This is a genomic window from Kocuria varians, from assembly GCF_006539885.1.
GTDB lineage: Bacteria > Actinomycetota > Actinomycetes > Actinomycetales > Micrococcaceae > Kocuria > Kocuria varians.
In genome coordinates this window covers 217,742-243,363 of sequence record NZ_BJNW01000001.1, presented here as the reverse complement: position 1 = coordinate 243,363, position 25,622 = coordinate 217,742, and the positions used below count along the sequence as shown (strand labels likewise).

21 protein-coding genes and 3 tRNA genes are annotated in these 25,622 nt (G+C 71.3%); 15 read left to right on the top strand and 9 right to left on the bottom strand.

The features are described from left to right. Positions 1-73: 73 nt before the first annotated feature. Both KVA01_RS01170 and KVA01_RS01165 read right to left on the bottom strand, forming a co-directional pair. Positions 74-868 (bottom strand): amino acid ABC transporter permease, encoded by a 795-nt coding sequence (locus tag KVA01_RS01170; protein ID WP_068468127.1) that lies wholly within the window; start codon positions 866-868, stop codon positions 74-76. A 106-nt stretch (positions 869-974) separates the two neighbouring features. After that, positions 975-1,745 (bottom strand): ABC transporter substrate-binding protein, encoded by a 771-nt coding sequence (locus KVA01_RS01165; RefSeq protein ID WP_068468125.1) that lies wholly within the window; start codon positions 1,743-1,745, stop codon positions 975-977. 365 nt (positions 1,746-2,110) lie between these two features. Between KVA01_RS01165 and KVA01_RS01160 the strand changes: the two genes are divergently transcribed. The 4 genes from KVA01_RS01160 to KVA01_RS01145 all read left to right on the top strand — a co-directional run bounded on the left by KVA01_RS01160 (position 2,111) and on the right by KVA01_RS01145 (position 6,561). Continuing rightward, entirely contained in the window at positions 2,111-3,382 is a 1,272-nt protein-coding gene (locus tag KVA01_RS01160) for an NAD(P)/FAD-dependent oxidoreductase (RefSeq protein ID WP_068468123.1), read from the top strand. A gap of 22 nt (positions 3,383-3,404) precedes the next feature. Then, a complete protein-coding gene (locus KVA01_RS01155; RefSeq protein WP_371858559.1) occupies positions 3,405-4,454 on the top strand; it encodes a polyprenyl synthetase family protein in 1,050 nt (349 codons plus the stop codon). Positions 4,455-4,549: 95 nt separating this feature from the next. Next, positions 4,550-6,331 (top strand): sodium-dependent transporter, encoded by a 1,782-nt coding sequence (locus tag KVA01_RS01150; protein ID WP_068468120.1) that lies wholly within the window; start codon positions 4,550-4,552, stop codon positions 6,329-6,331. Beyond that, positions 6,328-6,561 (top strand): methionine/alanine import family NSS transporter small subunit, encoded by a 234-nt coding sequence (locus tag KVA01_RS01145; RefSeq protein WP_068468118.1) that lies wholly within the window; start codon positions 6,328-6,330, stop codon positions 6,559-6,561. The genes KVA01_RS01150 and KVA01_RS01145 overlap by 4 nt, the downstream gene beginning before the upstream one ends. A 258-nt stretch (positions 6,562-6,819) precedes the next feature. Here the strand turns inward: KVA01_RS01145 and rarD are convergent, their stop codons facing one another. Beyond that, positions 6,820-7,776: an EamA family transporter RarD gene (gene rarD, locus KVA01_RS01140; RefSeq protein ID WP_141268570.1), complete on the bottom strand. Its 957-nt coding sequence runs from the start codon at positions 7,774-7,776 to the stop codon at positions 6,820-6,822. A gap of 133 nt (positions 7,777-7,909) precedes the next feature. Next, complete coding sequence (locus KVA01_RS01135) at positions 7,910-9,463, bottom strand: DUF6882 domain-containing protein (RefSeq protein WP_068468114.1); 1,554 nt, start codon at positions 9,461-9,463, stop codon at positions 7,910-7,912. Between the two features lie 209 nt (positions 9,464-9,672). Between KVA01_RS01135 and KVA01_RS01130 the strand changes: the two genes are divergently transcribed. Continuing rightward, a complete protein-coding gene (locus tag KVA01_RS01130) occupies positions 9,673-11,061 on the top strand; it encodes an SseB family protein (RefSeq protein WP_068468112.1) in 1,389 nt (462 codons plus the stop codon). 66 nt (positions 11,062-11,127) lie between these two features. Here the strand turns inward: KVA01_RS01130 and KVA01_RS01125 are convergent, their stop codons facing one another. Both KVA01_RS01125 and KVA01_RS01120 read right to left on the bottom strand, forming a co-directional pair. Next, entirely contained in the window at positions 11,128-12,651 is a 1,524-nt protein-coding gene (locus KVA01_RS01125) for a catalase (RefSeq protein ID WP_068468111.1), read from the bottom strand. Between the two features lie 61 nt (positions 12,652-12,712). Further along, complete coding sequence (locus KVA01_RS01120) at positions 12,713-13,180, bottom strand: Fur family transcriptional regulator (RefSeq protein WP_068468108.1); 468 nt, start codon at positions 13,178-13,180, stop codon at positions 12,713-12,715. Between the two features lie 497 nt (positions 13,181-13,677). Here KVA01_RS01120 and KVA01_RS01115 point away from each other — a divergent pair, with 497 nt between their 5' ends. Both KVA01_RS01115 and htpX read left to right on the top strand, forming a co-directional pair. Continuing rightward, a complete protein-coding gene (locus KVA01_RS01115; protein ID WP_068468106.1) occupies positions 13,678-15,306 on the top strand; it encodes a sigma-70 family RNA polymerase sigma factor in 1,629 nt (542 codons plus the stop codon). Between the two features lie 82 nt (positions 15,307-15,388). Next, positions 15,389-16,297: a zinc metalloprotease HtpX gene (htpX, locus tag KVA01_RS01110; RefSeq protein WP_068468104.1), complete on the top strand. Its 909-nt coding sequence runs from the start codon at positions 15,389-15,391 to the stop codon at positions 16,295-16,297. 67 nt (positions 16,298-16,364) lie between these two features. Here htpX and KVA01_RS01105 read toward each other — a convergent pair whose 3' ends face one another. Beyond that, entirely contained in the window at positions 16,365-16,856 is a 492-nt protein-coding gene (locus tag KVA01_RS01105; RefSeq protein WP_068468102.1) for a YajQ family cyclic di-GMP-binding protein, read from the bottom strand. A gap of 238 nt (positions 16,857-17,094) precedes the next feature. Between KVA01_RS01105 and KVA01_RS01100 the strand changes: the two genes are divergently transcribed. Further along, positions 17,095-17,176 (top strand) — tRNA-Tyr (locus KVA01_RS01100). A gap of 253 nt (positions 17,177-17,429) precedes the next feature. Beyond that, entirely contained in the window at positions 17,430-17,828 is a 399-nt protein-coding gene (locus KVA01_RS01095) for a thioredoxin family protein (RefSeq protein WP_141268568.1), read from the top strand. Positions 17,829-18,043: 215 nt separating this feature from the next. On the opposite strand, the gene KVA01_RS01090 is transcribed toward KVA01_RS01095, so the two are convergent. After that, positions 18,044-18,757 carry a VIT1/CCC1 transporter family protein gene (locus tag KVA01_RS01090; protein WP_068468098.1) on the bottom strand — a complete coding sequence of 238 codons (714 nt, stop codon included), beginning with the start codon at positions 18,755-18,757 and terminating at the stop codon, positions 18,044-18,046. A 97-nt stretch (positions 18,758-18,854) separates the two neighbouring features. Continuing rightward, positions 18,855-19,865, bottom strand: coding sequence for a DNA-3-methyladenine glycosylase family protein (locus tag KVA01_RS01085; RefSeq protein ID WP_068468096.1), 1,011 nt, complete (start codon positions 19,863-19,865; stop codon positions 18,855-18,857). 156 nt (positions 19,866-20,021) lie between these two features. On the opposite strand from KVA01_RS01085, the gene KVA01_RS01080 reads away from it, so the two are divergent. The 6 genes from KVA01_RS01080 (at position 20,022) to KVA01_RS01055 (ending at position 25,620) form a co-directional block, all read left to right on the top strand. Then, entirely contained in the window at positions 20,022-21,734 is a 1,713-nt protein-coding gene (locus KVA01_RS01080) for a DUF2079 domain-containing protein (protein WP_082810257.1), read from the top strand. 159 nt (positions 21,735-21,893) lie between these two features. Next, positions 21,894-24,041, top strand: coding sequence for a DEAD/DEAH box helicase (locus KVA01_RS01075; protein WP_068468094.1), 2,148 nt, complete (start codon positions 21,894-21,896; stop codon positions 24,039-24,041). Positions 24,042-24,372: 331 nt separating this feature from the next. Next, positions 24,373-24,444 (top strand) — tRNA-Thr (locus KVA01_RS01070). A gap of 53 nt (positions 24,445-24,497) precedes the next feature. Continuing rightward, positions 24,498-24,571 (top strand) — tRNA-Met (locus KVA01_RS01065). A gap of 120 nt (positions 24,572-24,691) precedes the next feature. Then, positions 24,692-25,141: an FAS1-like dehydratase domain-containing protein gene (locus tag KVA01_RS01060; RefSeq protein WP_068468092.1), complete on the top strand. Its 450-nt coding sequence runs from the start codon at positions 24,692-24,694 to the stop codon at positions 25,139-25,141. Beyond that, complete coding sequence (locus tag KVA01_RS01055; RefSeq protein WP_068468090.1) at positions 25,138-25,620, top strand: MaoC/PaaZ C-terminal domain-containing protein; 483 nt, start codon at positions 25,138-25,140, stop codon at positions 25,618-25,620. Before KVA01_RS01060 ends, KVA01_RS01055 begins: the two co-directional genes overlap by 4 nt. The last annotated feature ends 2 nt before the right edge of the window (positions 25,621-25,622 follow it).

Genomic DNA, 25,622 nt, shown 5'->3' with positions numbered 1-25,622 from the left:
CCGTGTGCGTCGGAGTGGTGGGATTCGCCGGTGGACGGCGTGGGGGATGCTGCGGAAGTGGACACGGGAGCTCCTAGGACTTCTTGACCCGGTCGGTCTTGTTCTCGAAGTGGCGGGAGAGGATTCCCAGCGGCACGGTGATGATGAGGTAGCAGACGCCCGCGACCATGAGCGGGGTCAGCCCGGCGCCGGCGCTGGAGATGCCCTCGCGGCCGAACTTGGTGAGATCGTACTGCTGCACGCCCATGCCCAGCAGGTAGACCAGGGAGGAGTCCTTGGTGAGCAGGATGACCTCGTTGGTCAGGGGCGGCAGCACGATCCGCAGCGCCTGCGGGATCACGATGGTGACCATGGCGCGCGTGTGGGACATGCCCAGGGACCGGGCGGCCTCGTACTGGCCCGGGGGCACGGCCTGCAGCCCGGCGCGCAGCGACTCCGCGATGTACGCCGCGGCCACCACGCCGAGGGCGATCATCACGGTCACGTAGTGGTTGAAGCGGAACCCGAAGGCCAGCGGGATGCCGTAGCCCAGGGCCAGGAAGACGAGCAGGGCGGGGACGCCGCGGAAGAACTCGATGTAGAGCGTGGCGAGCCAGCGGTAGGGCGCCACGGAGGAGAGCTTCATGAGCGCGAGCACCACGCCCAGGGTGAGGCCCACCACGAAGCCCAGGACCGTGTAGATCAGGGTGTTCTTCAGGGCCACCGTGATGATCCCGGGGAACTGGTCCATCGCCACCTGCGGGTTGAGGACCCGCTGGAAGAGGATGTCCCAGTCCGCGAGGAGCACGAGCGCGACGAGCACGACCGCGAGGACGGCGTACTGGATGCCCCGCGACAGCCTGGCGCGCTGCCGGGTGGTCATGGCCATGGGTTTCTCCCTGTCTGTGGGTGGGCGCCGGTGGCCCACATGTGGGTGCCGGGCGGTGGGTCACCGCCCGGCACCGTGTGTCGTGCTGCCGCGGAGGGGGGAGGGCCTAGAGGCCCATCCACTCCTTCTTCATCTTGTCCATGGTGCCGTCGCTGGTGATGCGGTCCAGGGTCTTGTTGACGGAGTCGAGCAGCTCCTTGTTGCCCTTCTTCACGGCCACGCCCAGGTTCTCGTTGGTGTCCACGGTCTGCACGACCTCCAGGTCCGGGTTGGACTCGGCGCGCTTGGACAGCGTGGAGATGTTGCCGGACACGGCCTGCACGCCGCCGGACTCCAGGGACTGGAACATCAGCTCCACGTCCTCGAACTGCTGCGTGTTCAGCTTCTTGTCCTTGGCGTAGTCCTCGCCGGAGGTGGCCTGCTGCACGCCCACGGTCTTGTCGCCCACGCTGTCGAAGCCCTTGATCCCGGAGTCCTTCTTGGTCAGCAGCGCGATCTGGTCGTTGAAGTACGGCTTGGAGAAGTCCACGGACTTCTTGCGCGCGTCCGTGATGGAGATCCCGGAGATGGCGGCGTCGCACTGGCCGGTGTCCAGGGCGGCACCGGACTCGAGGGTCTCGAAGTTCGCCTGCACGAACTGCTTCTCCTTGCCCAGGTCCTTGGCGATCTCGTCCCCCAGGGACATGTCGAAGCCCACGACTTTGCCGTCCTTCTCGAACTCGAACGGCGGGTAGGGGGAGTTCGCGCACACGGTGAACGTTCCGGAGCCGCCGCTGGCCTGCGCGTCACCGCCCGAGGTCGATTCGCAACCGGTCAGCGCCAGGGCCGCGGCGGAGAGGACGGCGAGCGCGGGAACGAGTCGGCGCAGGTGGGACATGGTTTCTCCTCGGTGAAGGGTGCGCTCCGGGCGGAGCTGGTGGCGATTTTACTATGTGGGCCCCGGGCGGTCGCGAGCCGCGGTCCGGGCCCGTGGGACGACGACGCCGCGGCGCCGGTCCGCGCGGTCCCTCGCCCGGGCGCGATGGGCCGGGAGAGAAGGCGGCGAGCGCCCGTCGGCCGCCTGACAGGACCGCCGCCCGGTTCCACGTCCACGACGCCGCCGCGGGGCCGGCCGCGCGCGGCGGGTGCGCCGCGGCGTCGTCGGGCAGTGACACAATGGCGCACGAACGTCCGGCGGGAGAACCGCGGGGCGCGGGGTGCCGGAACGGTGCCCGACCCGAGTAGGCGGAGGTCTGCGGCGCAGTGAAGGTTCTGATCAGCGGGGGTGGCCCCGCGGGTGCCACGGCGGCGTACTGGCTCGCGAGCCAGGGGATTCCCGTGACGGTGCTCGAGAAGACCTCCTACCCGCGCGAGAAGGTGTGCGGGGACGGTCTCACGCCGCGCGCGGTCCGTCAGATGCAGCTCATGGGCCTGCCGCATGGGCCGGAGCAGGGCTACCGCGAGAACCGCGGGCTGCGGCTCGTGGCCGGTGGTCGCACCGTGGAGTTCCCGTGGCCGGAGCTCACCGACTTCCCGTCCTACGGGCTGGTGCGCACGCGCTCCGGCTTCGACGAGGACCTCGCCCGCCACGCGCGCACCGCCGGGGCGCAGATCGTGGAGAACCGTTCCGTGCAGGACGTCCTGCGGGACGACACCGGGCGGATCGTGGGGCTGCGCGCCGCCGTGGTGGACCCGCAGACCGGGCGGCGCACCCAGCAGATCGAGGAGCACACGGCGGACGTGGTGCTCGCCGCGGACGGCAACTCCACGCGCACCGCCGTGGCCGCCGGACTGCACCGGCGCCAGGACCGGCCCATGGGCGTGGCCGTGCGCACCTACTACCGCTCGCCGCGCTCGGAGCTGGACTGGATGGAGGGCTGGCTGGAGCTCGCGGACGGCACGGACCCGCACGGCTCGCTGCTGCCCGGCTACGGGTGGGTCTTCGGCGTGGGGGACGGCACCGCGAACGTGGGCCTCGGCATCCTGGACACCTCACCCGCCTTCGGCACGCTGGACTACCGCGCGGTGCTGCGGGACTGGGCCGCGTCCATGCCCGCCGAGTGGACCTTCGACCCCGAGCACCAGGTGGGCCGGATCGGCTCGGCGGCACTGCCCATGGCCGGAAACCGCACCCCCCACTACGTTCCGGGGCTGATGCTGCTCGGCGACTCCGCCGGGCTCGTCTCCCCGTTCAACGGCGAGGGCATCTCCAACGCCATGGAGTCCGCGCTGTTTGCGGCCTCGTGCATCGTGGACGCCGCCGGGGCCAACGGACCCCAGCAGAGGGAGAACGCGCTGGCCCGCTACCCGCGGCTCGTGCGCGACGAGTGGGGCGCCCACTTCACCCAGGGCAGGGCGCTCGCCGAACTCATCGGCCACCCCGCGATCCTCTCCGCGGCCGTGCGCTCGGGCATGCGCGTGCCCGCCCTGATGCGCTTCGCGGTGCAGCTCATGACGGAGCTCTCCGACCGCCCGGCCAGGACTGTGACGGATCGCGCCATTACCGTGCTGGATGCGCTGACCCCCGCGAGCTGAATTGTCGCTAGAGTGGTGGACCGTGACCGATCCCAGCAGCACCGACGGCTCCTTGCGCCTGCCCGCAGGCTTCGAGCTCATCGCCCAGGACCCGCACCTGGGTCCTCTCATGCTGCGTTCGCTCGAGCGCGTGGAGCAGCGTCTCGCTGAGGCCGTCCAGGCCACCGACCAGCTCGCGAACATCACCGCCCGCCACCTGCTGGACGCCGGTGGCAAACGGGTCCGCCCCCTGCTCACACTGCTCGCGGCGGAGGTCGCAGGCCACGTCACGGACGAGGTCATCGAGGCCGCCGTGGTCGTGGAGCTCACGCACCTGGCCTCCCTCTACCACGACGACGTCATGGACTCCGCCCCCATGCGCCGCGGTGTGGAGACCGCGCACACCGTGTGGGGCAACACCGTGGCCATCCTCACCGGGGACATGATCTTCGCCCGGGCCTCCGCCATGGTCTCCGCACTCGGCCAGGAACCCCTGATGATCCAGGCCACCACGTTCGAGCGGCTCGTGATCGGGCAGCTGCAGGAGACCACCGGCCCCGCCGACGGCGAGGACCCCGTGGACCACTACCTCCGCGTGCTCTCCGGCAAGACCGGCTCCCTGATCGCCGCGAGCGGGCAGTACGGTGCGCTGCTCGGCGGCGCGCCCCGTGACGTCGTCGACCTCATGGTCGTCTACGGCGAGAAGGTGGGCCTCGCGTTCCAGCTCGCGGACGACATCATCGACCTCACCGGCCACCCGGACGTCTCCGGCAAGACCCGCGGCACGGACCTGCGCGAGGGCGTGGACACCCTGCCCGTCCTGCTGCTGCGCCGCGACGCCGCCGGCACGGACCCCGCCGCCGCGGCGTCCGCACAGGAAGTGCTCCGTCTGATCGACGGTGACCTCACGGACGACGACGCCCTGGCCACCGCCGTGGCGGCCGTCTCCGCCCAACCCGCCGCCGCCGAGGCCTGGCAGATCGCCAACCGGTGGGCCGACGAAGCCATTGCGGCGCTGGAGCCCCTGCAGGACTCCGTCGCCAAGGCCGCGCTGATCGACTTCGCGCACGCGGTGGTCCACCGCAGGGGCTGAGCTCTTAGTAGGCTTGACCCGTTCACCAGTCACTCCCGCCGGCGAGGTCGCCGCACCACGCGCGGGGGACGTCCCGTTCCGTGTGAGGTTCATCCATGTCCACAGACAAGACGCGTGGTGGCGCCGCCAAGGAAGCATTTTCCGGGCGCACCATGTTCATCTTCGCCGCGATCGGCTCCGCCGTCGGTCTCGGCAACATCTGGCGCTTCCCGTACGTCGCGTTCGACAACGGCGGCGGCGCCTTCATCATCCCCTACCTGGTCGCGCTGCTGACCGCGGGCATCCCGCTGCTCATGCTCGACTACGCGATCGGGCACCGCTACCGCGGCTCCGCACCGCTGTCCTTCCGCCGGCTGCACCCCAAGCTCGAGACCATCGGGTGGTGGCAGCTGATGATCTGCGTGGTCATCGCCATCTACTACGCGCTGATCATCGGCTGGGCCATGCAGTACACCGTCTTCTCCTTCAGCAAGGCGTGGGGCTCCGATCCCGCGACCTTCTTCATGAAGGACTACATGCACGTCTCGGACCAGGTGACCATCGGCTTCGACTTCATCTGGCCCGTGTTCATCGCCACCGCCATCGCGTGGCTCGTGCTGCTCGTGGTGCTGATGCTGGGCGTGCAGAACGGCATCGGCAAGCTCAACGTGGTACTGATCCCGCTGCTCGTGGTGATGTTCCTGATCATGGTGGGCATGGCCCTGACCCTGCCCGGTGCGGGCGCGGGTCTGAACGCGCTGTTCACGCCGTCGTGGGAGGCCCTCGGGGACTCCTCCGTGTGGGTGGCCGCGTACGGCCAGATCTTCTTCTCGCTGTCCGTGGGCTTCGGCATCATGGTCACCTACGCGTCCTACCTCAAGCCTCGTTCTGACCTCAGCGGTTCCGCGCTCGTGGTGGGCTTCGCCAACTCGTCCTTCGAGATCCTCGCGGGCATCGGGGTGTTCGCCGCACTGGGCTTCATGGCGAACGCGTCCGGCACGTCCGTCTCGGACGTCGCGACCTCCGGGATCGGGCTCGCGTTCATCGCGTTCCCGGCGATCATCTCCCAGGCGCCGTTCGGCACCCTGATCGGTGTGCTGTTCTTCGGTGCGCTGGCCTTCGCGGGCTTCACGTCCCTGATCTCCATCGTGGAGGTCATCGTGGCCGGCGTGCGCGACAAGCTGGGCCTGTCCCGCCCCGCGGCGGTTGCCACCGTGGTGCTGCCGCTGGCCGCGATCTCCCTGCTGTTCTTCCCCACGACCACGGGCCTGAACCTGCTGGACGTGGTGGACGCGTTCGTGAACAACTTCGGCATCGTCGCGGCGGCCCTCGTCTCCGTGATGCTGCTGACGGCCGGGTTCACCGCGCTGCCCACGCTGCGCGACCACATCAACTCGGTGTCCTCGTTCAAGCTGGGCCGCACCTGGATGATCATGGCCGGTGGCATCACCCCGATCATCCTGGGCTACATCCTGATCGACCAGCTCACCAAGACCGTGTCCGAGGGCTACAACGACATGCCGCAGTGGTTCGTGAACACGTTCGGCTGGGGCATGGCGGCCGGGATCATCGTGATCGCGTACCTGCTCTCGCGCCTGCCCTGGAGCCGACGCACCGCCGAGGCCTTCACCAGCCCGGCACCGGCCATCCAGGACGCGTACCTGGACCGCAGGGCCATCGCGGAGCAGGACCGTCTGACCCACTACACGGGTACCGAGGTGCGCACCGCGGCCCTGGACCAGGACTTCTCCCTGCGCGCCATCGACCGCGGCACCGTGGTGCAGCGCACCGCCCCGTGGTCGCACGCGGGGACCTCCGTCACGGGTTCCGGCGAGAGCGTCGGCACCACCTCAACCGCGGGCACGGCGTCCCGCCAGTCGGAAGGGGACCTCTCATGAGCGGTGCCGCCATCGTCATGATGATCGTCGCCATTGTCCTGGTGTGGGGCGGCCTGCTCCTCGCCCTGATCAACATCAAGCGCTCCCCAGAGCTGGTGGACGAGCTGGACGATCCCGAGCAGACCCAGGACACCCAGCCGCACCGCGAGCCCTCGGAGGCGACGACGACGCCGCGCGGCGCCGTCGTCCCGGAGCCCGCGGACGGCGTCGCCCCCGAGCCCCGAGGCTGACCGTCGTCGGACGCGGGTCCCGGTGATCCGCGCCCGCCGCACGGCGTCGGGGCATCCCCGGCGCAGACAGCGCAGCCCGCCCCCGAACCACGCGGTCCGGGGGCGGGCTCGTTTCTGCTCTGCCCTCGGGTGGCGCACTCCGGGGTGTAGAAGTGCCCTCACGGCGGCACGCATCCGTGGCACTTCTGCACCTCAGCGTCGTCATCCGCAGCCCGGCGGTGTGCCCGTGGCGGGGGAGGGGCGTTCGACGGCGCCGGGTCAGGCGCGGGTGGCGCGCGGGCGCTTCGGGAGGCGCGGCACCCGGGGTGCGCGGACGGCGTCGAGCACGAGCAGCACCACCGCGATCCACACGAGGCCGAAGCCCACCCAGCGCTCCGGGGGCATGGCCTCGTGGAACAGGGCCACGGCCAGGACGAACTGTCCGATGGGCGCGACGTACTGGATCATCCCCAGGGTGCTCAGGGGCAGCCGCGAGGCCGCCGCGCCGAAGAGCAGCAGCGGCACCGCCGTGATGACGCCGGCGGCGAGCAGCAGCAGGAAGTGTCCGGGGCCCTCGGAGGTCAGCGTGACCTCCCCGCGGACACCGAGCAGGGCCATGGCCACGAGGGCCAGCGGGGTGATCGTGGCGGTCTCCGCGGTCAGGGTGACCAGCGCTGGGTAGCGGGAGCCGATCCGCGACTTCACGAGGCCGTAGAAGCCGAACGAGAACGCGAGCCCCAGGGACAGCCACGGCACGGAACCGTAGAACACGGCCATCACCAGCACGGCGAGGACCCCCACTCCCAGGGCGGCCCACTGCAGCGCCCGCAGCTTCTCGTGCAGCACGACCACCCCCAGCAGGATGGCCACGAGCGGGTTGATGAAGTACCCCAGGGACGCCTCGAGCGTGTGCCCGGTGGTGGTGGCCACGGTGTACAGCAGCCAGTTGGCGGCGATCAGCACACCGGCCACGGACAGCGCCGCCAGGGTGTGACCGTCCCGGAAGACGCGGAGCAACTGCCGCAGCCCGCGCGTGATCGCGAGGATCAGCAGGCAGAACACGAGGGAGAACAGCACCCGCAGGGCCACGATCTCGTAGGGTCCGGCGGGCGCGAGCAGCACGAAGTACAGGGGCAGCAGCCCCCAGATCGCGTACGCGCCGAAGCCGAAACCGACTCCGGCCCGGACCCGACGGTGCTGGTCGGGGTCCGGGCCGGGGTTCGCGGTGGAAGTCACCGATCGATCCTACCGTCGTCCGCCGGGCCGCCTCCCGCGCGTGACGGCCCACGGCGAGCGACCGGCATGGGAGACGACGGAGCACCTGCCGCGAGGGACGGGTGCTCCGCTGGTGCCGGTGACCGGCCGGGGATCAGAGGTCGAAGAACCGGCTGAGGAAGCCGCGCTTCTTCTTGCCCTTGCGCTCGGCCTGCTCGTTGGTCTCCACCTCTTCGCCGTCCACGACGGCGGGGGCGGAGAGGTCGTCCTCCGGGGCGCCCGGACCGGCCACGGTCTCGCGCTCCACGACCTCCTCGTGAGCCTCGTAGGGGAGGCGCTCCTCGCGGGCCACGCGCTCGTCACGGCCGAAGCGGTCCTGGGCGCGGGCACGGTCCGCGGCCACGGGGCGCTCGCGCTCGGGGGTGCGGGTGGTGTCCTCGCGGACCACCACTTCTTCCTCGACCACGGTTTCGCGCTCCACGCGCTCCTCGCCGCGGGCGGGCACGGTGTCCCGGGCGGCGGTGTCCACGCGGTCGGCGTCCTGGGTGCTGGGCTGGCCGGCGGCGAACTCCGGGTCCGGGATGCGGGACATGGCGGTCGTGTCCGGGTTCGGGGACGCGGCGGGACCGGCCGTGAGGGAGTCGCTCTGCGGACCGGGCAGCACCCGGGTCTCCACGCGGCCCGGCGCGGCGGGCTCGTGGGTGGGCTCCTGGTCGAAGGGCTGGTCCGTCTCGCGCAGGGTGCTGGCGGGCACGGCGACGTCGTCCGCGGGCTGCTCGGGCTCCGGCGCCTCGATCTCCTCGGGGCTCAGCTCGCTGGGCAGCGGCTCGGCGTCCTCCGACACGGTCTCCGCAACGGGTGCCGACGCCGCGGCGGCGGCAGCCTCCTCGCGCTCACGGCGCTTGCGCTCGGCGGCGGCCTCGCGCTGCTCGTGGCCCAGCTGCTCGGCGCGGACCTCGGCGGCCCGGCGGTCCTCGAGCAGGGCCTCGCGGCGGGTGCGGGCCTGGCGCTCGAGCTCGCGCAGCTCGTCCTCGCCCACGCTGGGTTCGGCGGGCTCCACACCGGTGATCTGGTGGTCGTCGAACCAGAAGCGCTGGGCGCCGTCGTGCACGGTGACCACGCAGGTGGCGTCCGTGTCCCACTCCACGTGTGCGCCGCGCAGCGCGGCGTAGCTGGCCACGGCCAGGTTGTGGTCCACGGCGGTGTCCGTGGTGAGGGACTCGCCGATGACCTGCATCATGCGCTGCTCGGTGAGGCGGGGCAGCTCGAACTGCGGGCCGTCCAGCAGCAGCCACGCGGTGATGTTGCCGCCGGCGCGCGCGGGGTAGTGGGCGTAGAGACCGGTGACGGCCTTCGCGGCCAGCGTCAGGCGGCGGGCGAGGCCCTCCTGCAGCGGCAGCTCGTCCGTGACGAGCTCGGCAACGTCCTGACGTTTACCGGCCTGCTCGGCCTGCACGGCGGCGGAGACCACGCGCGGGTTGAAGTGCCCGAGCTCGCGCCACGACCACACGAAGGAGCCGCGGGAGGCGGACTCGGTGCCCAGCAGGTAGGGGGTGAGGGTCACGGGCGGCGTGGTTTGCAGGGTGAACGACGGCGCGGAGAAGTCCACGTCCCATTCCGCACCCTGGGACAGCTCGGCCAGCACTGCCTGGTACTCGGTGGAGATGAAGATCGATGCGTCGATCAGCTCCTGCAAAGTTTTTGTCATGGTCCCAGGCTAACAACTGGGGCGGACTCGCACAGCGCCGTCGTGGCGGGTCAGCGCCGGTTCGGGGCAAGCTCTGCGGCACTGCGCTGCCGACGGCGCCGGGGCCCGTTGGTTAGGCTGGAACGGCGCGCGGCCCGGGACCTCCCGGGGACTTCCCGCACCCTCGGACGACCTGACCCGGCACGAGCGGGTCGAAGGGACTGACACGAATGACCTCTGAGCCGCAGCCCGACACCACCTCCGCCGTGCGCGGGGAACGCGAACTCGTCACCCGTGTGGGGGAGTGGGTGATGTCCGTCCTGCGCAGCGAGCCGGGGTGGGACGCCATGCTCGTGGAGTTCAAGCCGCAGGGCGGACGCGTCCACCTGCGGGTGGTAGAGGACCGCGGCGGCGTCGCCACGCCCGGCGCGGCGGGGCCCATCAAGCAGGACAGCGCCGTGCTCGAGACCCTGGCCGAGCTGCAGCGCAGCTGCTACGTGCCCGGGCGCGGCAGCTGGTTCTCGGCGTCCGTGACGATCACCGCCACGGGCTGGCCCGAGCCCAGCTTCGGCACCACGGCGTCCTACCACTTCCACGACCAGCCGCACGTCTACGCCCAGGAGGGCCCGTACACGGCCCAGGACGTCCTGGCCCAGCTGGAGGCGTTCCCCCGCACCCGGCGGCGGACCCCGCAGTGGGCCGTGGCGCTCGCGGAGGAAGCCGGTGTGGCGCTGCCGTTCGCCGAGGACTCGCAGGACGCCTCGGACGGAGACGTGCATCCCCGGCTGCGCGCTGCCGCCGAGGCCTACCTCCAGGATCCCGGGGAGCGCGCCATGGCGGCCGCCCTGCGCGAGGCACTGGCCGGGACCGTGCTGCTGGACGTCTCCGGCTCGGACCTGGTGCCCGGCGAGGACGGCCAGCCCGTGGGTCCGGAGTCGCACATCCGCGTGCAGACCGTGAACCAGCCGGACGGCACGCGCGCCCTGGCCGTCTACACCACCGCGGACCAGGCGCGGGAGATGTTCGAGCGCAGCAACAAGAACCCTGACCTCACCCAGCCGGTGCTGCTGCGCCAGCGCGCGAGCGCGACCCTGGAGATGGTCGCCAAGGATTCGCAGTACGGCGAGATCGTGGTGGACCCGGCCTCCGAGCACGCGCTGCGGATGCCGCGCCAGCAGATTGAGTGGGTCTCCCGCTCGCCGCACAACGAGGCCCTAAAGCAGGCGCTGCTCGACGACAACATGTCCGGGGTGCTCGGCGCCCTGTTCAACCCCGGTGGCCACCTGCTGCTCGGCACGCGCGAAGAGGGGGACAACGCGGTGCCGGTCATGGTCAAGCCCTCCGAGGAGGGTGCCGCTCCGGACACCCTGCTCGTGTTCACGTCCGCGGCGGAGGTCGCGGCCCTGGACCCGGGTCTCACGGTGCGCTCCGCCCCCACACGCCGGATCCTCGACTTCGTCCTGGACTCGGACGCCGAGGCCATCTGCATCAACGCGATCGCCCCGGTCACCACCCTGCCCACCACGCAGCTGCGCGAGATGCTCGAGCTCGTCACGCAGCACGAGAAGGACCTCGCGGCCGAGCAGGGCTCCTCGCAGGACGACGCCCCGCAGCAGTAGGGGCCCACGAAGAAGGCCCCCGCACCCCTCGACGGGGGTGCGGGGGCCTTCTCGGCTCACCGTGGCTCAGATGCCGTAGGCGTCCGAACCGGCGTTGCGGGCCTCGGCCTCGCGGACGCGGCGACCGAGATCGGCGTCGACCTTCTCCCAGTACTGGAAGGCGGCCTCCTTGATCGTCGGATCCGTCACGTCGCCCACGTGCCCGGCGATGTTCTCGACCGTCTCAGCCTTCTCCTCGTCGTTGAAGACCTCGCGGTAGAGGGTGCCGGCCTGGCCGAAGTCGTCGTCCTCGGAGTGCAGGGTCGCGGCGGTGCGCAGCAGGTCCCCGTCCGACTCCCAGCGCAGCTCGTCGGCCTTGGCCGCACCGGCACCGGCGACGGGGCCGCCCTGGGTGTTGGGCGCGTAGACCGGCTGGTTCGGGTGCTTGAACGAGTACCGCATGGGGCCGTCCTGCGAGTACGAGTTCTGCTCGGAACGGTAGGGGAAGTTCACGGGGAGATCCGCGAAGTTCGCCCCGATGCGGTGACGGTGCGTGTCCGGGTAGGAGAACACGCGGGTCATGAGCATCTTGTCCGGGGAGATCTCCACACCCGGCACGGTGTTGCTCGGGGAGAACGCCGCCTGCTCGATCTGGGCGAAGTAGTTCAGCGGGTTCTGGTTCAGCGTGAACTTGCCCACCTTGATGCGGGGGTAGTCCTTCTGGGAGATGATCTTGGTGACGTCGAACGGGTTGAACCGGTACGTCTTGGCGTCCTCGTACGGCATGACCTGCACGTAGACGGTCCAGGAGGGGAAGTCGCCCTTCTCGATCGAGTCGAAGAGGTCGCGGCGGTGCGCATCGGCGTCCTTGCCGGCGATCTCCTCGGCCTCGGGGCCGGTCAGGCCCTCGACGCCCTGGTCGGAGATGAAGTGGTACTTGACCCAGAAGCGCTCGCCGGACTCGTTGCTCCACTGGTAGGTGTGCGAGCCGTAGCCGTTCATGTGGCGGTAGGTCTTCGGGATGCCGCGGGGGCCCATGAGGTAGGTGACCTGGTGGGCGGACTCGGGCGACTGCGTCCAGAAGTCCCACTGCATGGTGTTGTCACGCATGCCGGAGCCCGGCAGACGCTTCTGCGAGTGGATGAAGTCCGGGAACTTGATGCCGTCGCGCACGAAGAAGACCGGGGTGTTGTTGCCCACGATGTCCAGGTTGCCCTCGGTCGTGTAGAACTTCAGGGCGAACCCGCGGGGGTCGCGCCAGGTGTCCGGGGAGCCCTGCTCGCCGGCCACGGTGGAGAAGCGGGCCAGCATGGGGGTCTTGGTGCCCGGCTGGAACACGGCGGCCTTGGTGTACTGCGAGACGTCCTCGGTGATCTCGAGCTCACCGAAGGCGCCGGCGCCCTTGGCGTGCACCACGCGCTCGGGGACGCGCTCGCGGTCGAACGCGGCGAGCTTCTCGACCACGTAGGAGTCGTGCAGGACGATCGGGCCGTCCGCGCCGACGCTCAGCGAGTGTGCGTCCGCGTTGGTGGGGAGGGGCAGGCCCTCCTGGTTCGTGGTGAACGAGCCGGTCTTGCGCAGTCCGTGCTCGTGGGGAGTGGTGTCAGACATGGTTCCTCCTGGGTGATGGATGGGAGCCGACGATAGTGTTGGACGGGTACTGCTGCTGGGCCTAGGGGACAGCCGCCGCGCCTCCGTTCTGGCAGCGCGGGCAGATGCCCCGGAACACCACCTCGGCGGACAGCAGCTGGAAGCCGTGGTCCTCCGAGGGCGTGAGACACGGTGCGTGTCCCACCGCGCACGGCACGTCCTGGATGCTTCCGCAGGAGATGCAGTACACGTGGTGGTGGTTGTCCCCCGTGCGGATCTCGTACCGCGCCGGGGACCCGGGCGGTTCGAGCTTCGACACCATGCCGATGCTCGTGAGGTCCGCGAGGACCACGTAGACCGACTGGACCGAGATGTTGGGCAGGACCGAACGGACCTGCCGCACCGTGTCCTCGGCGGTTGCGTGGGGGACGGCGTCCACGGCGTCGAGCACCGCGAGACGCTGCTTGGTGACCCTGCGCCCGTGCGAGCGCAGGTGCGAGGTCCACGCATCCCGTGAGGGGCGCGCGACGGCCGCAGCAGTGGTCTCCATGGGTCCAACCCTAGTCTTATTCTGAGCCATTCACAATAGTTAGTGTGACCAAAATCCCCGGACGTCGCGTGGTTCCGGGGTTTTCGCGGGGTGCTGCCGCGTGTCGCTGGGCCGTGACGGGGGCCCGGAAAAAAGTTTTCGGATTCCGCGTCACGATTTCCCTCCCCGCCTGTCTACATGGTGGATCCCGCGCGGGCTGCACGGGATCCCGGACGGCCCGATCGCTCTGGGGCCGACGAACCGGTGCCACATCACGTACGGGGACACATCGCGTGGCACACGGTGGGCGAGAGCGTCTCTCGGCCGGGTGGGCTGCCCGGCAAGGGGGGAGAGAGCGGTACTAGGAGACGGGGGTGGGACCGGCGGAGGGGCGCCGGTCCCACCCCCGACCGTCTCCCCGCGGGTGCCGGGGGGGCGTCCCGCGACGCGCTGACACTTCCGGGCCGGGGCTGACACAATGGGGACACCACGATCCACTTCTCCTGCCAGAGGGCGTCATGACACACAGCGCAGCCCCCCGCAGCGGACGTCCCACGGGCCCCGACGATCTCCCGGCCAGTGACGAGACGCTGCTCACCGCCGTCCGCCAGGGCGACTCCAGCGCGTTCGCGGAGCTCTACGAGCGCCACCGCGGCGCGGCACTGGCCGTTGCCCGCATGCACTCCCGCAACGAGTCGGACGCCCAGGACCTCGTCTCCGAGGCCTTCATACGCGTGCTCGGTCTGCTCCAGGAGGGCAGGGGTCCGCGCGAGTTCCTGCGCGCCTACCTGGTCACCGCCGTGTCCCGGCTCGCCGCGGACCGCGCCAACGAGCTCAGCCGCACCCGTCCCGAGGACCCCCAGCCCTACGGCGTCCTGGACCGCGTGGAGCTCTTCGACGACACCGTGGTGCGCCAGGTGGACTCCGCCGTGGTGGCACGCGCTTTCGCCTCCCTGCCCGAGCGCTGGCAGGAGATCCTCTGGTACCTCGAGGTCGAGGGGCGCAGGCCGCGCCAGGTCGCGAGCGTCGTCGGCGCCCAGCCCAACGCGGTCTCGGCACTGGGCAAGCGGGCCCGCGAGGGGTTGCGTGCCGCCTACATGCAGGAGCACGTCTCCGCGCAGGCGCTCGCGAACTGCAGCGAGTTCTCCTCCCAGCTGGGCGCGTTCGCGCGTGGCTCGCTCACGCCGTCGCGCACCAAGGTGGTCCAGGGCCACCTGGACGAGTGTCGCCGCTGCACCGCCGAGTACCTGCAGCTGCAGGACCTCGGTCTCGGTCTGCGCGGCTGGGTGCTCCCCGTGCTCGCGGGCCTTCCCCTGTGGGGCGGTGAGGGCACGCACCTGGCCACCGCGCTCGCGGGTACCCCGCTCGTGGGGACCGGCGGGGCCGCGGTGGTCGCGGCGGAGTCGTCCGTCGGCGCGGGTTCGGTGGGCGCAGGCTCGGCGGGCGCGACGTCGGCCGGAGCAGCCTCGGCCGATGCGACCGCCGCCGGTGTGGCAGGCTCCGGCGCCTCGGGCACGGGCGCTACCGCCGCCTCGGGCGGTGCGGTGGCCGCGACGACGTCGGGCACCGGGTTCGCCATCGCCGCCGCGGCCGTCCTCGTGGCCGCGGTCGCCGCCGCGGGTGTGGTGGTGGCGACCAACACCTCGGAGGACACCTCGGTGTCCTCCGCCGTGGAGCCCACCGGGACTCCGGCGCACGGGTCGGCGGGCGCGACGTCGGCCCTCGCGGGTCCGCGCGCATCCGCCAGTGGAGCGGCACTCGCGGACGGGCCCGCTTTCACCGCCCTGCCGCAGGGGCAGCGGGAGCAGGACGTCCGTCCGGCGCAGCCCAGCGCGGTGCCCTCCCTGCCGATCACCGTCGGCCCGGTGGAGGAGGGGACAGGTCAGCAGGACACCCGGGTGCCGCTGCTTCCCCCGGTCCCCGGCCCGGCCACGGACCCGGCGGTGGATCCCGTGCAGACCGGCGACCCCGTGCCACCGGCGGTGGATCCCACCCCGGAGCCGACGACGCCGCCCGTTCCCACCTCACGGCCCACCGTCACCCAGGAGCCCACCAGCGTTCCCACCCCGGTTGATCCCGGAGGACACGTCACCCCCAGCCCCTGCAGCGCGTCGATCGGGATCGGCGGGGTCACGATCTGCCTGTGAGCGACCCCGGGGCCATGAAGGCGCCGACCCGAGGCGCGAGGACCAGAAATACACCGGCGTGAGCCGCGGAGGAGAACACGCAATGCACCGCCACTACAACGGACTCAAGACCGCCCTGCTGCTCGGCGGGATGTGGGTCGTGCTGCTGGGGATCGGGTGGGTGATCGCCAACGCCACGCGCAGCTCGTTCTTCATCCTGCTCTTCGGGGTGGTCGGACTCGCGGGCACCGCCTACAGCTACTGGAACTCGGACAAGCTCGCCCTGGCGTCCATGCGGGCGGTCGCGGTGACCCCGCAGCAGGCCCCGGCCATGTACCGGATCGTGCACGAGCTCTCGCAGGCGGCGGGTCAGCCCATGCCGCGGCTCTACATCGCGCCCACCATGAGCCCCAACGCGTTCGCCACCGGGCGCAACCCCGAGCACGCCGCGGTGTGCTGCACCGAGGGGATCCTGCAGCTGCTGGACGAGCGGGAGCTGCGCGCCGTCCTGGGCCACGAGCTGATGCACGTCTACAACCGGGACATCCTCACGTCTTCGGTCGCGGCGGCCGTGGCCGGGCTGATCACCTCAGCCGCGCAGATGCTGCAGTTCGCGGCGTTCTTCGGTGGCCGCGGCAACGACGAGCGCGGGGGCGGCGGGGGCAACCTGCTCGTGGGGCTGCTCATGGCGTTCCTGGCGCCCGTGGCCGCGTCCGTAATCCAGCTGGCCATCTCCCGCACCCGCGAGTACGACGCGGACGAGGACGGCTCCACGCTCACCGGCGACCCGCTCGCGCTGGCGTCCGCGCTGCGCAAGATCGAGGGCGGGGCGAACCAGCGCCCCATGAACCCCGAGGACCAGAGGCTCGTCAACACCTCGCACCTGATGATCGCCAACCCGTTCCGCGGCGGCGCGGTCTCCGGGCTGTTCCGCACGCACCCCAGCACCGACGACCGCGTGGCCCGGCTGGAGAACATGGCGCGCACGGGGGACTTCTACCGCCGCGGCTGAGGCGCGCGGCGAGGTCCGGGGACGATGCCGCGGCGCGCGGGCGGCGTCGTCCCCGGCTCCCGCGGACTCAGCGGTAGTTGACGAACTGGAGGTCGACCTCCAGGTCCGAGCCCTTGAGCAGGGAGATGATCTCCTGCAGGTCGTCGCGGGACTTGGAGGAGACGCGCAGCTCGTCACCCTGGATGGTGGCCTTCACGCCCTTGGGGCCCTCGTCGCGGATCAGCTTGGTGATCTTCTTCGCCTGGTCCTGCGCGATGCCCTCCTTGATGGAGGACTCGATCCGGTACTCCTTGCCGGAGGCGTACGGCTCACCGGAGTCCAGCGACTTCAGCGAGATGCCGCGCTTGACGAGCTTCGACTGGAAGACGTCCAGCACGGCCTCGGCGCGCTCCTGCGAGTTGGCCTTGATGAGGATCTTCTCCCCGGAGAAGTCGATGTCAGCGCCCACGCCGCGGAAGTCGTAGCGTTGGGACACCTCCTTCTGGGCCTGGTTCAGGGCGTTGGAGACCTCCTGCTTGTCGACCTTGCTGACCACGTCGAACGACGATTCCGATGCCATGTGCTTCTCCTTGTGCGCTTGCGTGAGTCCGTGTCGACACGAGGGTAGTCGACGCCGCACGCGCCGGTGCGGCCGGGCGTCACGCCCGCGCGGACGAGGACCGGGGCCGGAGCCCGAAACCGACGGCGCCGCGGCGCCCGGTTCCCTGCCGTGACCTGCGGGTTTTGGGCGGCCGGGTCCCGTTGTGTATTGTTGAGGTGCTTCGTCGCGAAGAAGTTCTCTGCGCGTTGGACGTTCCGGCAGGTTACCCGAGCGGCCAAAGGGGGCTGACTGTAAATCAGCTGGCTACGCCTACGGGGGTTCGAATCCCTCACCTGCCACGGACATCCGGTGCTCATTGCACCGGGGCACCACGAAGGGGCCTTCCAGGACCACACGGTCCGGGGAGGCCCTTTCTGCGTGTCCACCCGTGTGGGGACTCCCACGGGGCGGCCCTTCCCCCGCACGCTCCGTGCGCGCGTCCCTCGCCGCCATGCTCTGGGCCGAGATGCTGTCGGTGACCGCGTGCGGGGTCCTTGAGCCAGCAGTGAACGGCCTGGAACGGTTCCCGGGCGGGCCCCTAGGGTGGGACGCATGGCTACTGTTGACATCACCCAGGACACCCTGGGCCAGACCATTTCCGACAACGACATCGTGTTGCTGGACTGGTGGGCCGACTGGTGCGGACCGTGCAAGCAGTTCGCGCCCACCTACGAGGCGGCCTCCGAGACCAACCCGGACATCGTGTTCGGCAAGGTGGACACCGAGGCCGAGCAGGGTCTCGCCGCCGCCGCGCAGATCTCCTCGATCCCCACCCTCATGGCGTTCCGCGAGGGCATCCTTGTCTTCTCGCAGCCCGGTGCGCTTCCCGCGTCCGCGCTGGAGGAGGTCATCGGAGCCGTGAAGAACCTGGACATGGACGAGGTCCGTGCCGAGGTCGCCAAGCAGGCCGCCGAGGGCGGCGCCGACGGCGAGCAGGCACCCCAGAACTGATCCGGTCCCGGGCCGGGCGGCAGCGCCACTGCGGTCCTGGGACCCGGCACGACAGCACGAGGGCGGTTCCCCTGAGGGGGAACCGCCCTCGTGCTGTCGTGTGCCGGTGGGGTCTGCGGTGCCGCTGCCGTCCGCGGGAGTTCTTCGTGGAACGGTCTGCCCCCTGCACCGGTGCTCCGTGCCACCGCCAGGCACGCGCCCGATACCCGGGCGGCTCAGGCCGCGGAGACCCCCAGCAGCGAGCCGATCGCGAACGTGACCGCCAGGGCGATCGCGCCACCCACGACCACGCGCAGCGCAGCCCGCCCCACATGGGGCGTGCCACCGAGCCGGGCGCCGAGCGTGCCGGTCAGGGCCAGCGCGATGAGCACGGCCGCGAACGTCACGGGAATCCGCCACTCCGGCGGCGGCAGCAGGATCGCGAGGACCGGCAGCAGGGATCCCACGAAGAACGCGAGAGCCGAGGAGATCGCGGCGGCCCAGGGGTTCGCGATGTCCTCCGCGTTGATGCCGAGCTCGGCATCCAGATGCGCCTTGAGGGGGTCCTTCGCGGTGAGCTCGAGGGCCACCTGGTGCGCGGTGGCCTGGCTGAGCCCGCGTTCACGGTAGAGGTCCTCGAGCTCCTGCAGCTCGGCCTCGGGCATCTCCCGCAGCTCCCACTTCTCCTTCTCGATCAGCGCCTCCTCCGAGTCCTTCTGGCTCGAGACGGAGACGTACTCGCCGAGGGCCATGGAGAGGGCGCCACCGATCACGGCGGCGGTACCGGCCACGAGGATGGGCCCGGTGGAGGCGGTGGCACCGGCCACGCCCACCACGGTGGCGGCCACGGACACGATGCCGTCGTTCGCGCCGAGCACGCTGGCGCGCAGCTTGTTGAGTTTGTCGCCGGAGGTGTCGGCGTGGGGTTCGGGAATCGTGTGCTGGGACATGCACCGTAGTCTGCGGCATATCCGGGGGCGCTGCCAGCCAGGGGAGGCACACCTGAGCGCGGGCTCGCCCCTCGACACAGATGGCCGTGCTGGTCGGTCAGTGGTGCCTGTGGTCCGCCGGGCTCAGCCGTGGTCCGAACGCGGGCTTGCGGTGCCCGCTGGCCTTGATGAGCCGCACGACGCGCTGGCGGTGGCCACGCCACGGCTCCAGCAGCTCGAGCATGCGGGCGTCCGAGCCGGGGGCGCCGTCGAAGAACCAGCACACGTAGTCCGCCAGGTGGTAGTCGTACACGCTGACGCCGTCCGGGTCCGCGTGGGTGCACTGCGTGATCTCCGCGGCCGTCCAGGGCCCGATCCCGCCGATGGACTGCAGGGCCCGCCGGACCTGTGCGGGGTCCTCCTGGCGGGCGAGGCGCTGCAGCGCGGAGGCCCGGTGCACCACGCGCATCACGGTGGCGGAGCGGGCCGGGTCCACCCCGGCGCGGTGCCACTGCCAGGAGGGGACGCGCCGCCACTGCTCGGCGGTGGGTGGGACGCGCATGCCACTGGGCGCGGGGCCCGGGGCATCCTCGCCGGCCCAGCGCAGCAGTGCCCGGTGGGCGCGCACCGCCTCGAGGGCCGTGACCCGCTGCTCCAGGACGGAGACGACGGCGCGGTCCAGCACCGTGCCCGTGGCGGGAAGCCGGAGCCCGGGGTGCTGGTGCCGTGCCCGGGTGAGAGAAGCGGGGAGCAGGTGGTAGCCGTCCGAGGTCTCGAAAGGTTTCCAGTCGTCCGCGGCGCCGACCCACCGGGGTGCGGTGGGCAGCCAGCCCGGTGCGCCGGGGCCCCAGGCCTCCACCATGACGTCGCGCTCCAGCGGGTTCACGCCCTCCGCCACGGCCTCTCGGGAGAAGCACGCGCTCACGGGCAGTCCCTCCCACCGGGTGGCGATCCACACACGGTCCGGGGAGAGCACGCGGACGGTGGGATCCTCCGCGCCCCGCGCGAGCACGCGCAGGGTCTGCCCCAGGTGCACGGGAAAGGGTGGCGTCCAGCGCAGCCGCACGGGGGAGCCCCCGGGCGGCGTGCGCATCCCCGGGGTCGCCCGGGGCATCACCTGGCTGGTCATGCGTTCAGAGTCGCACCGCGCACCGACACGCACAACGGGGCCGCGCGCGGTACCTTGACTCCTGGAGCGCCGGCCCGCAAGGACCGTGCTCCTCGACGTCCCCCCGGCGTCGCCCCCACCACCTGACGGCCCGCATCGATCCCGGACGGAGAACCGGTGGCACCGCAGCACACGACCCCCCACCCGGTAGCCGCGCCCGAGCCCCACGGCAGCACCGGCCCGGATGACCTCCGCGCACGGCGGGCCGCCCGGCTCCTGCCCCTCCTCGTGGGTCTGCTCGCCACCGCCCTGTACTGCTCGTTCTCGTGGAGCCAGTGGATCCGCTGGGAGGTGCCCTCGTGGGACGACGCGATCTTCACCCAGCTGCTCTGCTCCTACGCCTCCGGCCACGGTCCCGTGGTGGACCTCAAGGGGCACGGCTTCAACCTGCTGGGAGACCACTTCCACCCGCTGCTGATCCTGCTGACACCCCTGTACACGCTCTTCCCGTCCGCCCTGACGCTGATGCTCGCGCAGGACGTGCTGTTCGGCATCTCGGCCGCCGTGGTGACCGGGTGCGCCGTGCGGGCGCTGCGACCGGGTGCGGCGCTGGCCGTGGGGCTTGCATACGCGTTAAGCTTCGGGCTGCAGAACGCCGTATCGGTGCAGTTCCACGAGATCGCGCTGGCGGTGCCCCTGCTCGCGCTGTCCCTGACCGCGTGGCGGGAGCGGCGGGTCACGGCCGCCACGGTGTGGGCCGCACCGGTCGCGCTGGTCAAGGAGGACCTGGGCGTCACGGTCGCGATGATCGGGGTGCTGATGCTCGGCCGCGCGGCGCTGCCGTTCGTGCGGCGCTGGTGGCCTGTGGCACGACGCCGCCTGGCCGGGTTCGTGGCCTCGTACCGGCGCCCGGCGCTCCGCTGTACCGCCGCAGCCCGCGACGCAACCCCCGCCCCCGCCGGGGGAGCGGGCGGCGTCGTCGTCCTCGACCGCGCGCAGTGGCGCAGCGACCTGCGCACCCTGCGCCGCACCCGCGAGCTGTGGTGCGGTGCGGGTCTCGTGCTGTGGGGGCTGCTGGTCACCGCGCTCGCGGTGGGTGTGGTGCTGCCGGCGCTGAACCCGGCGGGAGAGTTCGCCTACGCGGACAAGCTGGACCTCGGCGGGTTCGTGCGGGACCCCGCCGCGGCGGTGGTCCTGCTCGTGGTGCCCGCCGCGAAGCTGGTCACGTGGCTGCTCCTGCTGCTGGCCGGTGCCGTGGTGGCGGTGCGCTCACCGATCGCGCTCGTGGCGCTGCCCACGCTCGCCTGGCGCATGCTCTCGCCCAACGACGGCTACTGGGGCCCCGGCTGGCACTACAGCGCCGTGCTGATGCCGGTGGTCTTCGTGGCCCTGGTGGACGCGCTCGTGCGGCTGCGCGGGGACGCCGCCCGGGCACGACGCCGCGCCGTGGCGGGCCGGCCCGGCGGCCGCGCCTCCGGCTGGGACGCCCCGGTGCTGGGCAGGCTCGCGGCCGGTGCGCCGTGGGCGGCACTCGTCATCGCGCTGGTGCTCGGCACCCAGCAGCCGCTCGCGCAGCTGGCCACCGCGCAGGCGTGGCAGCCGGATCCGCGCGCCCAGGCCAAGACCGCCGCGGTGGAGCGGATCCCCCGCGGGGCGAGCGTGGCCACGGACCTCACCCTCATGAACGCGCTCGTGAGCCGGACGGACGTGCAATGGATCGGCAACGGGGAGGATCCCGCCCCGGAGTACGTGGTCGTGGACCGCGCCGGGGCCACGTGGGGCGGTGCCCCTCCCACGGATGTCGCCGACTACGCGCGCGAGGTCTACGGGCACGACTACACGGTGGTCAGTGACGAGGCGAACATCGCGGTGGCCCGGAAAACGCCCTGAACCGGGGTCGCGGTGCGCTAGGATGGAGGCTAATCATCCCGGTTCTCTGTCCATACGTCACCGTTTCGCCGTCACCGGCACGTCGGTCCTGGACATTCAGCGGAACGTTCCGCTCGCACCGGTGCCAGTCATTCCATTCCACCGAAGCGAGGTTCTTCCATGCCCACTGACAACATCCCCGAAGCCAGCACGACCACCCACACCGTGGCTCCCGCGAGCGAGCCCGGCGAGACCACGGTCGTCGACGTCGACGCCGCTCCCGCCGCCGCGCAGGACGCGCCGGCTGCCGAGCCCGCCGCCGTCGCGGACGAGACCACTCCGGCCCCGGCCGCTGAGAAGGCCGAGGCCCCCGTGCAGCGCAAGACGCGCTCCGAGCCGGAGGCCACCACTGGCGCGTCCGCCGAGAAGTCCTCGGGCTCCTCGGACGAGCCGAACCTGCCCACCTTCGCCGAGCTCGGCGTGGACGGGCGTGTGCTGGCCGCCCTGGACGAGGTCGGCTACGAGTACCCCTCGCCCATCCAGGCGGCGACGATCCCCGCGCTGCTCAGCGGCCGCGACGTCGTCGGCCTCGCCCAGACCGGAACCGGCAAGACCGCCGCGTTCGCGGTGCCGGCGCTGTCCAAGCTCGCGGAGCTCTCGGACCTGCACGGCCCGCAGCGCAGCACCCGCGTGCTCGTGCTGGCCCCCACCCGCGAGCTCGCGCTGCAGGTGGCGGAGGCCTTCGGCTCCTACGCAACCCACCTGGACGACTTCACCGTGCTGCCCGTCTACGGCGGTTCCTCCTACGGTCCCCAGCTCGCCGGCCTCAAGCGCGGCGCTCAGGTGGTCGTGGGCACGCCCGGCCGTGTGATCGACCACCTCAGCAAGGGCTCTCTGAAGCTCGACGACATCGCCTACGTGGTGCTCGACGAGGCGGACGAGATGCTGCGCATGGGCTTCTCCGAGGACGTCGAGAAGATCCTCGCGCAGACCCCCACCGAGAAGCAGGTCGCGCTGTTCTCCGCGACCATGCCCAAGGCCATCCGCCGGATCGCCCAGCAGTACCTGCGCGACCCGCAGGAGATCACGGTCAAGGCCAAGACCACCACGGGAACCAACACCCGCCAGCGGTACATGCAGGTCATGGGCCCCCACAAGCTGGACGCCATGACCCGCGTGCTGGAGGTCGAGGACTACGACGGCGTGATCGTCTTCGTGCGCACCAAGGCCGCCACCGAGGAGATCGCGGACAAGCTCAAGGCCCGCGGCTACACCGCGGCCGCGATCAACGGCGACATCCCCCAGAACCTGCGTGAGCGCACCGTCGACTCCCTGCGCGACGGCAAGATCGACATCCTCGTGGCCACGGACGTCGCCGCCCGCGGCCTGGACGTGGAGCGCATCTCCCTGGTGGTCAACTACGACATTCCCCACGACACCGAGTCCTACGTGCACCGCATCGGCCGCACGGGCCGCGCCGGTCGCAAGGGCGAGGCGATCCTGTTCATGACGCCGCGCGAGAAGTACCTGCTGCGCGCCATCGAGAAAGCAACCCGCCAGCCCGTCGAGCAGATGCGCGTGCCGTCCACGGACGAGGTCAACCAGACCCGCAAGGACAACTTCGCGCAGCAGATCGAGGAGACCATCGAGTCGGAGGACCTCACCCTGTTCCGCGACCTTGTGGAGCGCTACGAGTCCGAGCACGACGTCGACGCCGTGGAGATCGCCGCGGCGCTCGCCGTGATCGCGCAGAACGGGCGTCCGTTCCTCGTGGAGGACCTTCCCGAGCTGCCGCAGCGCAAGCGCGACCGCGACCGCAAGGAGACCGGTGGGCCCCGCAACCGGCGCGCCCCGGGCGAGGAGTCCGGCATGCGAACCTACAAGCTGGCCGTGGGTCACCGCGACCGCGTGCAGCCCGGTTCCGTGGTGGGCGCCCTCACGCACGAGGGCGGGCTGAACGGCTCGCAGATCGGTGCGATCGACATCCGCCCGACCTTCACCCTGGTGGGCCTGCCCGAGAACCTGCCCGCCGGCACGCTGGACAAGCTCTCCCGCACCCAGATCAACGGCACCCCCATCCGCATCCAGGAGGACCGCGGCCCCGGCGGCTCGCGCGGCGGCAACCGTTTCCGCGACGACCGCGGCCCGCGCAACGACCGGCCGCGCTCCGACCGCGGTGACCGTGGTGGCTACCGCGATGACCGTGGCGATCGTGGCGGCTACCGCGACGACCGCGGCGGACGTCCCCGCGGCGGCGGCTCCTCCTACCAGGACCGTCCGCGCAAGAAGAGCTACGGCAAGAACAACGGCGGCTACTCCGGCCGCTGATCCGGCCCACGCCTGAGCGGCCCCTCACCCCGAGCGCGGGGCGAGGGGCCGCTCGCGTCTCCGGGGCTGGGGTGACGGCACGTGCGTCCCGAAACCTGCTGCGTTTGCTCCGTTGTTGCAGATTCCGGGGCCCTGGGCTGCATTCACTCCACTGGGCAGCATCAGCCGCGCCGCGTGGGGGGGGCGGCCCGATCGGGCGGCGGTGGCCTCGGTGCAACCGGGCACGCGCCGTCGACGACGCCGCTCCCGGTCGTCCGCGGCGGCCCTCGGCCACGGCCCCGCCCGCCTGTTTTGTGCGAGGCGGCGGGATGCTGTTAGAGTATCCCGCGTTGCCCCGATAGCTCAGTGGTAGAGCGCCATCTTGGTAAGATGGAGGTCCCGGGATCGATTCCCGGTCGGGGCTCTCATGATGACCACCTGCGATTCCTCGTGAATCGTGGGTTTCATCATTGATGTGGCGGTGTAGCTCAGCTGGTTAGAGCGCACGACTCATAATCGTGAGGTCGACGGATCGAGCCCGTCCACCGCTACCGTTCAGGCGCCGTTCCCCTCGGGGAGCGGCGCCTTTTCCGTTGCCCGGACCCGCCCTCCCGGCGGGCGCCCACCCGATAGGCTGACCTGCGAACGCCCCGTGAGGAATCGAGGAGAGCATGTCCGTATCCGCAGACGTGGTGGGCAGGACCTACCCGTCCATCGCCCCGTACCAGGTGGGCCGCGAGAAGATCCGCGAGTTCGCCGCCGCCGTGAAGGCCACGGATCCCGCACACCACCGCGTCGACGCCGCCCGGACCGCCGGGTACGCGGACCTCGTGGCGCCGCCCACGTTCGCCATCGTGGTCTCCCAGCGCGCGGACGCCGCCCTGGTCAACGACCCCGAGGCCGGCATCGACTTCTCCCGCGTGGTGCACGCGGACCAGCGGTTCACGCACCACCGCCCGATCGTGGCGGGGGACGAGCTGACCGCGGCCGTCACGGTGGACGCGGTGCGTCCCCTGGGCGGCGGCGCCATGGTGACCTCTCGCGTGGAGATCACCACGGTGGACGGCGAGAAGGTGGCGACCACCGTGTCGTCGCTGCTGGTGCGAGGTGAGGAGCAGTGACCGTGGAGTTCGAGACCGTCGAGAAGGGCCAGCCCGTGGGGGAGCGCACCGTGGAGGTCTCCCGTGCGGACCTCGTGGCCTACGCGGGGGCGTCCGGGGACATGAACCCGATCCACTGGAACGAGCCGTTCGCGCGGTCGGTGGGCCTGCCCAACGTAATCGCGCACGGCATGTTCACCATGGGGGCGGCCGTGGGGCTCGTCACCGAGTGGGTCGGCGATCCGGGAGCGGTCGTGGACTACCAGACCCGCTTCACGAAGCCCGTGGTGGTTCCGAACACCTTCGACACCGCCGCCACGCCCAGCACCACGCTCTCCGTGAGCGGCGTGGTGGGTGCCGTGGACCCCGAGGCACGCACCGCGCGCGTGGACCTGACCGTCACCGCCCCGGACCTCTCCGAGCCGGACACGGATCCCGCCGAGGCGAAGGCCCTCAAGGTGCTCGTCAAGGCCCAGGCGGTCGTGAGGTTCCGCGGCTAGAG